Source organism: Hyphomonadaceae bacterium BL14 (genome assembly GCA_027627705.1).
GTDB lineage: Bacteria > Pseudomonadota > Alphaproteobacteria > Caulobacterales > Maricaulaceae > Oceanicaulis.
On sequence record CP091242.1, the window covers coordinates 1,066,544 to 1,078,805 of the forward strand.

The 12,262-nt window shown below is 63.9% G+C and carries 13 protein-coding genes; all 13 read right to left on the reverse strand.

Translation table 11 applies throughout. The annotated features are described in order from the left end of the window. Nucleotides 1–2 precede the first annotated feature (2 nt). Complete coding sequence (nuoL, locus tag L2D00_05065) at nt 3–1,973, reverse strand: NADH-quinone oxidoreductase subunit L (protein WBQ14059.1); 1,971 nt, start codon at nt 1,971–1,973, stop codon at nt 3–5. An 8-nt stretch (nt 1,974–1,981) separates the two neighbouring features. After that, nucleotides 1,982–2,293 (reverse strand): NADH-quinone oxidoreductase subunit NuoK, encoded by a 312-nt coding sequence (nuoK, locus tag L2D00_05070; GenBank protein WBQ14060.1) that lies wholly within the window; start codon nt 2,291–2,293, stop codon nt 1,982–1,984. After that, nucleotides 2,293–2,901, reverse strand: coding sequence for an NADH-quinone oxidoreductase subunit J (locus L2D00_05075; GenBank protein WBQ14061.1), 609 nt, complete (start codon nt 2,899–2,901; stop codon nt 2,293–2,295). The genes nuoK and L2D00_05075 overlap by 1 nt, the downstream gene beginning before the upstream one ends. 112 nt (nt 2,902–3,013) lie before the next feature. Further along, nucleotides 3,014–3,502, reverse strand: a complete 489-nt coding sequence (gene nuoI / locus L2D00_05080) for an NADH-quinone oxidoreductase subunit NuoI (GenBank protein WBQ14062.1) — start codon at nt 3,500–3,502, stop codon at nt 3,014–3,016. Between the two features lie 7 nt (nt 3,503–3,509). Then, nucleotides 3,510–4,562: an NADH-quinone oxidoreductase subunit NuoH gene (nuoH, locus tag L2D00_05085; protein WBQ14063.1), complete on the reverse strand. Its 1,053-nt coding sequence runs from the start codon at nt 4,560–4,562 to the stop codon at nt 3,510–3,512. Nucleotides 4,563–4,568: 6 nt separating this feature from the next. Next, nucleotides 4,569–6,692, reverse strand: coding sequence for an NADH-quinone oxidoreductase subunit NuoG (nuoG, locus tag L2D00_05090; protein ID WBQ14064.1), 2,124 nt, complete (start codon nt 6,690–6,692; stop codon nt 4,569–4,571). 5 nt (nt 6,693–6,697) lie between these two features. Further along, nucleotides 6,698–7,999: an NADH-quinone oxidoreductase subunit NuoF gene (nuoF, locus tag L2D00_05095; protein WBQ14065.1), complete on the reverse strand. Its 1,302-nt coding sequence runs from the start codon at nt 7,997–7,999 to the stop codon at nt 6,698–6,700. A 3-nt stretch (nt 8,000–8,002) separates the two neighbouring features. After that, nucleotides 8,003–8,899 (reverse strand): NADH-quinone oxidoreductase subunit NuoE, encoded by an 897-nt coding sequence (nuoE, locus tag L2D00_05100; GenBank protein ID WBQ14066.1) that lies wholly within the window; start codon nt 8,897–8,899, stop codon nt 8,003–8,005. Beyond that, nucleotides 8,896–9,279: a nuclear transport factor 2 family protein gene (locus L2D00_05105; protein WBQ14067.1), complete on the reverse strand. Its 384-nt coding sequence runs from the start codon at nt 9,277–9,279 to the stop codon at nt 8,896–8,898. Before L2D00_05105 ends, nuoE begins: the two co-directional genes overlap by 4 nt. Beyond that, nucleotides 9,279–10,469: an NADH-quinone oxidoreductase subunit D gene (locus tag L2D00_05110; protein WBQ14068.1), complete on the reverse strand. Its 1,191-nt coding sequence runs from the start codon at nt 10,467–10,469 to the stop codon at nt 9,279–9,281. The genes L2D00_05105 and L2D00_05110 overlap by 1 nt, the downstream gene beginning before the upstream one ends. A gap of 5 nt (nt 10,470–10,474) precedes the next feature. Then, complete coding sequence (locus L2D00_05115; protein ID WBQ14069.1) at nt 10,475–11,089, reverse strand: NADH-quinone oxidoreductase subunit C; 615 nt, start codon at nt 11,087–11,089, stop codon at nt 10,475–10,477. A gap of 42 nt (nt 11,090–11,131) precedes the next feature. Next, a complete protein-coding gene (locus L2D00_05120) occupies nt 11,132–11,695 on the reverse strand; it encodes an NADH-quinone oxidoreductase subunit B (GenBank protein WBQ14070.1) in 564 nt (187 codons plus the stop codon). 4 nt (nt 11,696–11,699) lie between these two features. Next, complete coding sequence (locus tag L2D00_05125; protein WBQ14071.1) at nt 11,700–12,065, reverse strand: NADH-quinone oxidoreductase subunit A; 366 nt, start codon at nt 12,063–12,065, stop codon at nt 11,700–11,702. Nucleotides 12,066–12,262 lie beyond the last annotated feature (197 nt).

Genomic DNA, 12,262 nt, shown 5'->3' on the forward strand with positions numbered 1-12,262 from the left:
CGTTACACCCCCACCCCGGCGATGAGCCAGAGGCACAGCCCCACGACGCCGATCAGCATCACGAAGGCGTAGTGATACAGATAACCGCTCTGCCAGCTGGCGATGCGCCGCGCGCCGGCCATCACCGTGGCCGCCACGCCATTGGGGCCCAGCCCGTCAATGATGCGCTTGTCGCCGCCCTTCCAGAACAGATCGCCGAGCGCGCGCGTGGTGCGCACGAACACGACATCGTAGATCTCGTCGAAATACCACTTGTTCAGAAGGAAGCTGTGCAGCGGGCCGCGATTGGCGGCGATCTTGCCGGGCAGGTCGGGCTTCAGCATGTAGAAATACACCGCTGCCAGGAAGCCGGTCAGCGTCACGGCCACGGGGGCCACGAGCACCCAGGCCGGCGGATGATGGCCGGTGGCGTCCGGACCGTAATTGCCCTCGGCATAGGGTCCCGGCGGCAGCGAACCGGCCCAGAACTCCATGGCACCGCTTTTCACGAAGTCGGACACGAACACGCCGCCCGCGAACACAGCGCCAATGGCCAGCAGGATCAGCGGGATCAGCATGACCCAGCCGCTTTCATGAGCGTGCTTGAGAGTTTCAGGATCGCCGCGGTGCTTGCCGTGGAAGGTCATGAAAATCAGGCGCCAGGAATAGAAGGAAGTCAGGCCTGCCGCCAGGATCGCAATCCAGAAGGCCAAGAGGCCGAACGGCACGCCGTCCATGCCGGCCATGAAGGCTTCCTCGATGATCATATCCTTGGAGAAGAAGCCCGCAAAACCGAGCCCGACGAAGGGGATGCCCACGCCCGTCAGCGCCAGCGTGCCGATGATCATCAGGATCCAGGTGGCCGGCAGCAGCTTGTAGATGCCACCCATATTGCGCATGTCCTGCTCGTCATGCAGCCCGTGGATCACCGAGCCGGCACCCAGGAACAAAAGTGCCTTGAAGAAGGCGTGGGTGAACAGGTGGAACATGGCCGCCGAATAGAGGCCAAGCCCTGCGGCGAAGAACATGTAGCCCAGCTGCGAGCAGGTCGAGTAGGCGATCACCCGCTTGATGTCGTTCTGCGCCAGGCCCACCGTCGCGGCGAAGATCGCCGTCACTGCGCCAATGACCGTGATGATGGCCGAAGTGGCGTCCGCCAGCTCGTAGATCGGATAGGAGCGGCAGACCAGGAATACGCCCGCTGTCACCATGGTCGCGGCGTGGATCAGGGCGGATACCGGGGTCGGGCCTTCCATCGCGTCGGGCAGCCAGACGTGCAGGAAGAACTGCGCCGACTTGCCCATGGCGCCTACGAACAAGAGGAAGGCGATCAGCTCCAGCGCGGCGAAATTCATCCCGAACACGGTCAGCACCGTGTCGGCATGATCGCCCACGGCGGCGAACACATCGTCGAATTTCAGCGTGCCGAACACCGCAAAGATCGCCGCGATGCCCAGCACCAGGCCGAAATCGCCGACGCGGTTGGTGACAAACGCCTTGATGGCTGCGTCATTGGCCGACTTCTTCTTGTACCAGAAGCCGATCAGCAGATAGGACGCCAGGCCCACGCCTTCCCAGCCGAAGAAGAGCTGGATGAAATTGTCCGCGGTGACCAGCGCCAGCATGGCAAAGGTGAACAGCGACAGATAGGCGAAGAAGCGCGCCCGGTGCGGGTCGTGGGACATATAGCCCCATGAATAGACATGCACGAGCGAGGACACCGAGGTGATCACCACCAGCATGACCGCCGACAGCGTGTCGAGGCGGATCGCCCAGGCGATCTCGAACGACCCCACCGCCATCCAGGTGGCCAGCTCGTAGGTGCGCGCATTGCCGCCCAGCGCCACATCGACGAACAGCCAGGCCGACCCCAGCGCCGCCGCAATGGTGGCACCGGTGGTCACGAGTTGAGCCGCGCGGTCGCCGATCTGACGCTGGAACAGTCCGGCAATGATGGCGGCGATGAGGGGGGCGAAAACGACGATGTAAGCCATGGCGCGCGTCAGCCCTTCATCATGCTGGCACCGTCAACCGCGATATCGCCGTGATTGCGGAAGAAGACCACGAGGATGGCGAGGCCGACGGCCGCCTCGGCGGCGGCGACGGTGAGGATGAACATGGCGAAGACCTGACCGGCCAGATCGCCCATATAGGCGGAGAAGGCCACCAGATTGATGTTGACCGACAGCAAGATGAGCTCGATCGACATCAACAGGATGATAACGTTCTTGCGGTTCGCGAAAATCCCGAACACCCCGATGGTGAGGATCATCGCCGACAGGGCGAGATAATGGCCAAGCGTAATGTCGAACATCAGCCGATCCCTTCGCCGCGTTTGACGTCAATGACTTCCACCGCTTCGGCGCGGGTGCGGTTGACCTGGCGGTGCATGTCCTGGCGCTTGACGCCCTCGCGGTGACGCAGGGTCAGCACGATGGCACCCATCATGGCCACCAGCAGCACCAGGCCGGCGAGCTGGAAGAACAGCACGTAGCGGTCATAGATCAGCGCCCCGAGCGCTGCGATATTGTGCGTATCGTCCGGGGTCGGTGCCTGGAAATGGACGCTGGCACCATCCGCGCTGACCCAGGCAAAGCCCACCAGTGCCAGCTGCGCGGCCAGCACGATGGCGATCAGCCCGCCCAGCGGCAGATAACCCGTGGACCCGGCTTTCAGCGTGGCGAAATCGATGTCGAGCATCATCACCACGAACAGGAACAGCACCGCGACCGCACCGACATAGACGATCACCAGAATCATCGCGAGGAACTCCGCGCCCAGCAGCACGAACAGACCGGCCGCGGAGAAGAAGGTCACGATCAGGAACAGCACCGCGCGCACAGGGTTGCGCGACGTCACCACCATGAAGGCCGAGATCACCCCGGTGGCGGCCAGAATGTAAAATGCGGCGGCTGCCAGCATGAAAACGCCCCCTTTGGCGTGCGGCGAGGCAGGGTGCCTCGACGGTCGGGATCGTCAGGCGGAGCCGGGCAGATTCGCCGGTCCGGAAGTGAGAGTGCGCAGCGTCATAACGCTAGCGGTAGCGCGCGTCGAGTTCGAGGTTCCGTGCGATCTCACGTTCCCAACGGTCGCCATTGTCCAGGAGCTTGGCCTTGTCGTAGTACAGCTCCTCGCGGGTCTCGGCGGCGAATTCGAAATTCGGCCCTTCCACGATGGCATCCACCGGGCAGGCCTCGGCGCAGAAGCCGCAATAGATGCATTTGACCATGTCGATATCGTAGCGCGTGGTGCGCCGCGAGCCGTCTTCGCGCGGTTCGGCCTCGATGGTGATGGCCTGGGCCGGGCACACCGCTTCGCACAGCTTGCACGCGATGCAGCGCTCCTCACCGTTGGGATAGCGGCGCAGTGCATGCTGGCCACGAAAACGCGGGCTCAGACGCCCCTTCTCGAAGGGATAGTTGATGGTCGGCTTCTTGCGGAAGAAATACTTCATGCCGAGGCCGAACGCGCCCCAGAAGTCGAGGAGGGCCGCGCCGCGCAGGGTCTGTGCAATCCGGCTCATGGGTTTCCTAACCAGCGTTCGAGTAAACGACGATCCCGCCCATCACGGCCACGGCCGCCAGCGAGGTGGGCAGGAAGATTTTCCAGCCCAGGCGCATCAGCTGGTCGTAGCGGTAACGCGGGACGAGAGCTTTCACCATGGCGAACATGAAGAAGCAGAACACCACCTTGATCGCAAACCAGAACACCGGATGGATCCAGGTGAAGGGCGCGATGTCGAACGGCGCATGCCAGCCGCCCAGGAACAGCACCGTCATCAGCGCACACATCAGCACGATGTTGAGGTATTCCCCGATCATGAACAGCAGATAGGGCGTGGAGGAATACTCCACCTGATAGCCAGCGACGAGTTCTGATTCCGCTTCGGGCAGGTCAAAGGGCGGCCGGTTGGTCTCGGCCAGCGCCGAGATGAAGAAGATCACGAACATCGGGATGGTGATCAGGAAGGCCGGCCAGGGCAGCATCCCCGCTGACAGGACATGCCAGTTCCAGAAGCCGCCCGCCTGGGCGTCCACTACAGCCGACAAATTCATCGAGCCGACCATGAGCAGCACGGTGACCAGCACAAAGCCGATGGAGACCTCGTAGGACACCATCTGGGCGGCGGACCGCAGCGAGCCGAGGAAGGGATATTTGGAGTTGGACGCCCAGCCGCCGATGATGATCCCGTAAACACCCAGCGACGAGATCGCGAACACGTAGAGAATGCCGACATTCAGGTCGGAGATGACCCAGCCGGGTGCCACCGGGATCACCGCCCAGGTCACGAAGGCGAACACGAAGGTCAGCAATGGCGCCAGCAGGAAAAGCGCCCGGTCCGCGCCCGCCGGCACAATGATTTCCTTCAGCACGAACTTGATGAAGTCGGCAAAGGACTGCAGCAGGCCGAACGCGCCGACCGTGTTGGGGCCCTTGCGCATCTGCACCGCTGCCCAGACCTTGCGGTCCATCAGCAGCAGGAAGGCCAGCGACAGGAGCAGCACGATCACGAAGCCCATGATCTGGCCGATGGCCATGACCGTGCCCCAGAGCGGGCCGTGATTGGTGACGAACTCGTACATCAGCCCCTACTCCGCCGCCTGCAGCCGGACGCGCGCATCGGCGGCCATGGCCGAGCATTCGCCCATGGTTTTCGACGACCGCGCAATGGCGTTGGTCAGGTAATAGTCCTTGATCGGGCTGGCGAAAGCCTCAGCGGACACCTCGCCCGCCTCGCCCAGCGTGGCCGGATCAATTTGCGCCGCGCCATCAGCGCCCGGGGCGTAGTCGATCTGGCCGAACACCGGGTTTTCCTCGATCAGCGCGGCGCGCAGGGCGTTGAGATCGTCGTAGGGCAGCGTCTTGCCCAGACGCGCCGACAGCGCGCGGAAAATCGCCCAGTCCTCTTTGGCCTCGCCCTTGGGGAAGACCGCGCGCAGCGCCAGCTGGGCACGTCCTTCGGTGTTCACATAGAGGCCCGGCTTCTCGGTATAGGCCGCACCCGGCAGGATGAGGTCAGCGCGCATGGCACCGGCATCGCCGTGATGGCCGACATAGATGACGAAGGCGCGGCCCAGCCGGTCCATGTCGATCTCGTCGGCACCCAGCAGCACCACGGTGTCCACCTCGCCTTTTGAGGCGGCGTCGAGGATGGCGTGCGTGTCACGCCCGCCCTCGCCCGGCAGGAAGCCGAGATCGAGCGCGCCAACACGGCTCGCCGCCGTGTGCAGCACGTTGAAACCGTTCCAGTCCGCACTCACCACGCCCACCGCCTTGGCAAGCTCGCCCGCGGCGCGCAGCACCTGAGCGCCATCGCGGCGCGCCAGCGCGCCCATGCCCAGAATGATCATCGGGCGTTTGGCATCCTTGAGGGTCTTGATGAAACCCGAACGCTTTTTGGCAAGCCCGGCCAGAGCGTCGGGCCCGGTGCCCAGATGCTCAAACGGATAGGTCAGATCGCCAGCCTCGCCGATCACGGCGATCTGGCAGTCGCCATTCAGCCAGCGCTGTCGGATGCGGGCATTGAGCACCGGCGCCTCGAGGCGCGGGTTGGAGCCCACGATCAGGATGGCGTCGGCCTGATCAATGCCGGCAATGGTGGAATTGAACAGGTAGGACTGACGCGGCGCAGAGCCATCACGGGCACCGAGCTTCGCGCCGTCCTGGCGGCCATCAATGGACGCCACGCCCAGCGCGTCGAACAAATCCTTGGCTGCTTTGAGGCTTTCGACATCATTGAGGTCGCCCGCAATCGCGCCGATGCGCGCCGGGTCGCCCGACAGCTTGTCGGCCGCCATGCCCAGCGCCTCATCCCAGGCAATCGGGACCAGCCGGCCGTCCTTGCGCGCATACGGGCGGTCGAGGCGCTGGCGGCCCAGCCCGTCCCACACAAAACGGGTCTTGTCGCCGATCCACTCCTCGTTCACGTCGTCATGGATGCGCGGCAGGATGCGCAGCACCCCGCCCGAGCGGCTGTCCACGCGGATATTGGCACCCAGCGCGTCCATCACGTCGATGGTCTCGGTCTTGGTCAGCTCCCAGGGGCGCGCATTGAAGGCGTACGGCTTGGAGGTCAGCGCACCCACCGGGCACAGATCGATGACATTGCCCGACAGCTCCGAGGTCATGGACTGTTCGAGATAGGTGGTGATCTCCATGTCCTCGCCGCGCCCGGTGGCGCCGAGCTCGGGCACGCCGGCGATCTCGGTGGAGAAGCGCACACAGCGCGTGCACTGGATGCAGCGGGTCATGATCGTCTTGATCAGCGGGCCCATATACTTGTCTTCCACCGCGCGCTTGTTTTCCGCATAACGCGAGCCCGAACGGCCATAGGCCATGGACTGGTCCTGCAGATCGCACTCGCCGCCCTGGTCGCAGATCGGGCAGTCCAGCGGGTGGTTGATGAGCAGGAACTCCATCACCCCTTCGCGCGCCTTCTTCACCATGGGCGAGAGCGTGCGCATGGCTGGCGGCTCGCCGTTGGGCCCGCCGCGCATGTCGCGCACCAGAAACGCGCACGACGCCACCGGCTTGGGCGCACCCACCAGCTCCACCAGGCACATCCGGCAATTGCCCGCGACCGACAGGCGCTCGTGATAGCAAAAGCGCGGAATCTCCCCGCCCGCCGCCTCGACCGCCTGAAGCAGGTTGTAATCCTGCGGAACAGCGATCTCCTCGCCGTCAATGATGATGGTGCGAAGATTGTCGGTCATGGCCTCTACTCCGCCGCCACCGGCATGAATACCGGCTTGCCGGCGCGGTAATTGTTGATGCGCTCTTCGATCTCGTGGCGGAAGTGGCGGATCAGGCCCTGGACCGGCCAGGCCGCCGCATCGCCCAGCGCACAGATCGTGTGGCCTTCTACCTGGCTGGCCACGTCCAGCAGGCCGTCAATCTCGGCCATCTCCGCCTCGCCGCGCGCCATGCGTTCAAGCACGCGCCACATCCAGCCGGTACCCTCGCGGCAGGGCGTGCACTGGCCGCAGCTTTCATGCTTGTAGAAATAGCTGATGCGCGCGATCGCCTTCACGATGTCGGTGGAGTTGTCCATCACGATGACCGCCGCCGTGCCCAGGCCCGACTTGTGTTCGCGCAGGGCATCGAAATCCATCAGCACGTCGTCGCAAATGTCCTTGGGCAGAAGCGGCACGGACGAGCCGCCCGGGATGACCGCTTTCAGATTGTCCCAGCCGCCGCGCACGCCGCCGGCATACTGGTCGATGAGAGTGCGCAGCGGGATGCTCATCGCCTCTTCGATATTGCACGGCGCATTCACATGGCCGGAGATGGAGAAGACCTTTGTGCCGGCATTGCCGTCGCGCCCGAAGCCGGAGAACCAGTCGGCACCGCGGCGCAGAATGGTCGGGACCACGGCGATAGACTCCACGTTGTTGACCGTGGTCGGGCAGCCATAGAGGCCCGCGCCGGCCGGAAACGGGGGTTTGAGGCGCGGCTGGCCCTTCTTGCCTTCCAGGCTTTCCAGAAGCGCCGTCTCTTCGCCGCAGATATAGGCACCGGCGCCGTGATGGACGTAGAGGTCGAAATCCCAGCCGTGGATGTTGTCCTTGCCGATCAGCCTGGCCTCATAGGCCTGCGCGATCGCGGCTTCCAGGCGCTCGCGCTCCAGCACGTATTCGCCGCGGATATAGATGTAGCAGGCATGGGCCTGCATCGCGAAGGACGCGATCAGGCAGCCCTCGACGAGGTGATGGGGGTCGTTGCGCATCATCTCGCGGTCCTTGCACGTGCCCGGCTCGGACTCGTCGGCATTGACCACCAGATAGTGCGGGCGCGCGCCCACCTCCTTGGGCATGAAGGACCATTTCAGACCTGTGGGGAAACCCGCCCCGCCGCGTCCGCGCAGGCCCGACTTCTTGACCTGATCGATGATCCAGTCGCGGCCTTCTTGAAGAATGTCCGCCGTGCCATTCCAGCAGCCGCGCTGGCGCGCCGCCTCCAGGCGCCAGTCATGGCGGCCATAGAGATTGGTGAAGATGCGGTCCTTGTCCTGAAGAAGCATGATCTATTCGTCCTTCTTCGCAGCGGGCTTCTTGGCGGCAGGCTTTTTCGCAGCGGTCTTGGTCCCGGCGGGCTTTCTGGCCGGCTGCTTCTTCGCCGCCGGAGCCTCTGACTCCGCCTTGGCATCCGCTGCTGTCTTGCGGTCCTTCTTGGGCGCTTCGACAGCCGCCTTGGCGCTGCCGGCGGCACCGGAGGCCGGCTTGCTCTTGCGGTCGCTGTCGGGTTTCGCCGCAGCGCGCGCAGAGTGCGGCAGCGTGATCGCCTTGGCCTGCGAGCCGTCAAACAGGGCGGCGTCTTCCAGCACCTTTACCTTCGCCTCGGTCGGCTCGGAGCAGTGGCGCCGGGTCACCGGGCCGGTCTCAACGGGTTTGCCTGCGGCCAGATCGTCCAGGATCGCTTCCAGCGCCTGCGGCGTCAGGTCTTCGTAGTAGTAATCCCCGTCCGCGTTGGAAATCTGAACCATGGGCGCGTTGGAACAGGCACCCAGACACTCCACCTCTTCCCAGGAAAACTTCCCGTCGGCGGACAGATGGCCGCGGCCCTTGGGCCCGATGCGCTTTTCGCAGACCGCTTTCAGCCCGTCCGCGCCGCGAAGCCAGCACGGCGTCGTACCGCAGACCTGGATCAGATGCTCGCCCACGGGCTCGAGATTGAACATGGTGTAGAAGGTCGCGACCTCGTAGACGCGGATATAGGGCATGGCGCAGCGCGCCGCGATCTCGCGCATGGCGGGCTCGCACACCCACCCCTCCTGCTTCTGGGCGATCCACAGGAGCGGGATCACCGCCGAGGCTTTGCGCTCTTCAGGGTATTTCTTCATCCAGAACGCGATCTTGGCTTCGCTGTCGGTATTGAACGCAAAGCTCTCGGGCTGGATTTTGGCCAGGCGGCGCACGCTCATCGGGGCGACCCTTCCTTGATGAAGTCCACGCGCGCGATCAGGCCGTCGCGCACGGTGTAAATGACAACGAGATCGATGGGCGCGCTCTTGCCCGGCCCGTCCAGCCAGACGCGTTCATGGTCGATCACGCGCTCGCCAATGACGGCGCGATGCACCGCAATGGCGTGCAGGCCCTCGCTCCTGAAGCGCTCCACATAGCGGGCGCGGAACGCCTCGCGGCCCTGAACAGACAGCACGCCGGGGAAGTCATAGACTTCCACATCCGGCGCAAAGCAGGCGGCGAACGCATCCAGATCGCGCGCATTGTACGCAGCCAGCTGGCGCTCGGCCAGGACGGCCGGGCTCTGCGCAGCCTGAGCGATGGCGTGAGCGGCGAGCATCAGCGGTCAATCTCCCCGAACACGATGTCGAGAGACCCCAGAATCGCCGACACATCAGCCAGCATGTGACCCTTGTTCAGGTGATCCATGGCGGCCAGATGCGCGAACCCGGGTGCGCGGATCTTCACGCGGTAGGGCTTGTTGGTGCCATCGGCGACCATGTAGACGCCGAACTCGCCCTTGGGGGCCTCCACAGCGGCGTAGCAATGACCCTCGGGCACGTGAACGCCCTCGGTGTAGAGCTTGAAGTGGTGGATGAGCGCTTCCATGGAGCGCTTCATCTCGGCGCGGCGCGGGGGCGCGAATTTGGTGTCGGTGGGTAGCACCTCGCCCTGGTTCTCCGGTTTGGAGAGCCATTCGCAGCACTGGCGCATGATCTTCACCGACTCATACATCTCCTCCACGCGGCAGAGATACCGGTCGTAATTATCGCCGTTCTTGCCCACGGGGATTTTGAAGTCGAGCTCGTCATAGACCTCGTAGGGCTGGGCGCGGCGCAGATCCCACGCCATGCCCGAGCCGCGCACCATGATGCCGGAAAAGCCCCAGGCCAGCGCATCGTCTTTTGACACCACGCCGATATCGACATTGCGCGCCTTGAAGATGCGGTTGCCGGTCAGCAGGGTCTCAATATCAGCCAGCGCCTGGGGGAAGGCGTCACACCAGGTCAGAATGTCGTCGATCAGCGCTTGGGGCAGGTCCTGATGCACGCCGCCCGGACGGAAGTAATGAGCGTGCAGGCGCGCGCCGGACGCGCGCTCGTAAAAGCCCATCAGCTTCTCGCGCTCTTCAAACCCCCACAGCGGCGGAGTGAGCGCGCCCACGTCCAGCGCCTGGGTGGTGATGTTGAGAAGGTGGTTGAGGATGCGGCCGATTTCACAATAGAGCACGCGCACATAGGAGCCGCGCTTGGGGACCGGAATGTCCGCCAGCTTTTCGATGGCCAGGCAGAAGGCGTGCTCCTGATTCATCGGCGCGACGTAGTCGAGCCGGTCAAAATAGCCGATGCCCTGCAGATAGGTCTTGTGCTCCAGGAGCTTCTCGGTGCCGCGGTGCAGCAGGCCGATATGGGGATCAACGCGCTCGACCACCTCGCCATTGAGCTCCAGCACCAAGCGCAGCACGCCGTGGGCGGCCGGGTGAACGGGCCCGAAATTGATCGTGAAATTGCGGATATCGGTTTCGGCCATGATGCTTACGCCTTGCCCTCAGCCTTCTCATCACCGGGCAGCACGTATTGCGCGCCTTCCCAGGGTGAGAGGAAATCGAAATCACGGTATTCCTGGACCAGCGCCACCGGCTCGGACACCACCCGCTTCTGCTCCTCGTCATAGACGACCTGGGTGAAGCCGGTCAGCGGGAAGTCCTTGCGCAGCGGGTGACCGTGGAAGCCGTAATCGGTCAGGATGCGGCGCAGATCGGGATGGTTGTCGAACAGCACGCCATACATGTCGAACGCCTCGCGCTCGAACCAGTTGGCGGCGGGAAAAATGTCCACCAGCGAGTCCACGGGCGTGTCCTCGTCGGTGGCCAGCACCACACGCACGCGGTGGTTATGGTGCATGGACAGCAAGTGATAGACCACGTCGAACCGGTCGGCGCGCGCGGGCCAGTCCACGCCGCAGATATCGACCAGTGTGGTGAACCGGCACGCAGCGTCATCGCGCAGGAAACGCATCACCTTGGCGACGCGGTCACGGTGAATGCTCACCGTGAGCTCCCCGGACGCAATCTCCCAGCCGCGCACATGCTCGTTCAGCGCCGCCTCGATATGCTCAGCCAGTTCGTTCAGCGTATCGGTTGTGCTCACCACACCCTCGTTCAGGCCGGGCCGCCGGCCGATCTGCAGCGCCTAGCGCTCGATCGACCCTTCGCGGCGGATTTTCTTCTGCAGTTGCAAGATGCCGTACACCAGCGCCTCGGCGGTGGGCGGGCAGCCGGGCACATAGATGTCCACCGGAACGATCCGGTCACATCCGCGCACCACTGAGTATGAGTAATGATAGTACCCGCCGCCATTGGCGCATGACCCCATGGAGATCACGTAGCGCGGCTCGGGCATCTGGTCGTAGACCTTGCGCAAGGCCGGGGCCATTTTGTTGGTCAGCGTGCCCGCCACGATCATCACATCAGACTGACGGGGGCTGCCGCGCGGCGCCGCGCCGAGGCGCTCGATGTCGTAGCGCGGCATGGAGGCCTGCATCATCTCAACAGCGCAGCACGCCAGCCCGAACGTCATCCACATCAGTGAGCCGGTGCGCGCCCAGGTGATCAGATCGTCGGCAGCGGCCACGATGAAGCCCTTGTCGGCCAGCTGATCGCTGACGCCGTCAAAGAACGGATCATGCTTCTGGGGATCATAGCCAGGGGTCGTGGCCCGTGCGCCCGACCCGGCGGGTATGATGAGTTCCGCCATGGCCCTACTCCCAGTCCAGGGCGCCCTTGCGCCATTCATAGAGGAACCCGACCAGAAGCACGGTCAGGAACACCATCATCGACCAGAATGCGAACAGATTCCCCTCGAAGATCGGGAAAATCCACGGGAACAGGAAGGCCACTTCCAGGTCGAAGATGATGAACAGGATGGCCACCAGATAGAATCGCACGTCGAACTTCATGCGCGCGTCGTCGAACGCGTTGAACCCGCATTCGTAGGTCGACACCTTCTCCGGGTCGGGATCAGACGGTGCCAGTACAAAGGCAGCCAGAATGAACGCAATGCCGAGCGCGGCCGCGATGCCCGTGAAAATAGCGATTGGCAGGTATTCCAAGAGCAGCGCGGTCATCTGCGACGCACCCCTTGCAGCGAAGGTTATGATCCGGGTTCCGGCCCGGCGCGCCAGCCCGGTCTCGATCGCGGCGGAAGCTAGTGCGGTGCGCCATGAGCCGCAAGACGAAACCACTGTTCAGATACGGCCATAATGCCGCTGGAACGGGCTTTATTTGCAAACGCTTCTCATCTGCAAACTTTTGGCTGTCCTTA

Coding starts and splice junctions, on each gene's coding strand:
- nuoH (WBQ14063.1), bottom strand. CDS start 4,562: ATGTACGAGTTCGTCACCAATCACGGCCCGCTCTGGGGCACGGTCATG.
- L2D00_05105 (WBQ14067.1), bottom strand. CDS start 9,279: ATGCTCGCCGCTCACGCCATCGCTCAGGCTGCGCAGAGCCCGGCCGTC.
- nuoL (WBQ14059.1), bottom strand. CDS start 1,973: ATGGCTTACATCGTCGTTTTCGCCCCCCTCATCGCCGCCATCATTGCC.
- nuoF (WBQ14065.1), bottom strand. CDS start 7,999: ATGCTTCTTCAGGACAAGGACCGCATCTTCACCAATCTCTATGGCCGC.
- nuoE (WBQ14066.1), bottom strand. CDS start 8,899: ATGAGCGTGCGCCGCCTGGCCAAAATCCAGCCCGAGAGCTTTGCGTTC.
- L2D00_05125 (WBQ14071.1), bottom strand. CDS start 12,065: ATGACCGCGCTGCTCTTGGAATACCTGCCAATCGCTATTTTCACGGGC.
- L2D00_05110 (WBQ14068.1), bottom strand. CDS start 10,469: ATGGCCGAAACCGATATCCGCAATTTCACGATCAATTTCGGGCCCGTT.
- nuoG (WBQ14064.1), bottom strand. CDS start 6,692: ATGACCGACAATCTTCGCACCATCATCATTGACGGCGAGGAGATCGCT.
- nuoI (WBQ14062.1), bottom strand. CDS start 3,502: ATGAGCCGGATTGCACAGACCCTGCGCGGCGCGGCCCTCCTCGACTTC.
- L2D00_05120 (WBQ14070.1), bottom strand. CDS start 11,695: ATGGCGGAACTCATCATACCCGCCGGGTCGGGCGCACGGGCCACGACC.
- L2D00_05075 (WBQ14061.1), bottom strand. CDS start 2,901: ATGCTGGCAGCCGCCGCATTTTACATTCTGGCCGCCACCGGGGTGATC.
- nuoK (WBQ14060.1), bottom strand. CDS start 2,293: ATGTTCGACATTACGCTTGGCCATTATCTCGCCCTGTCGGCGATGATC.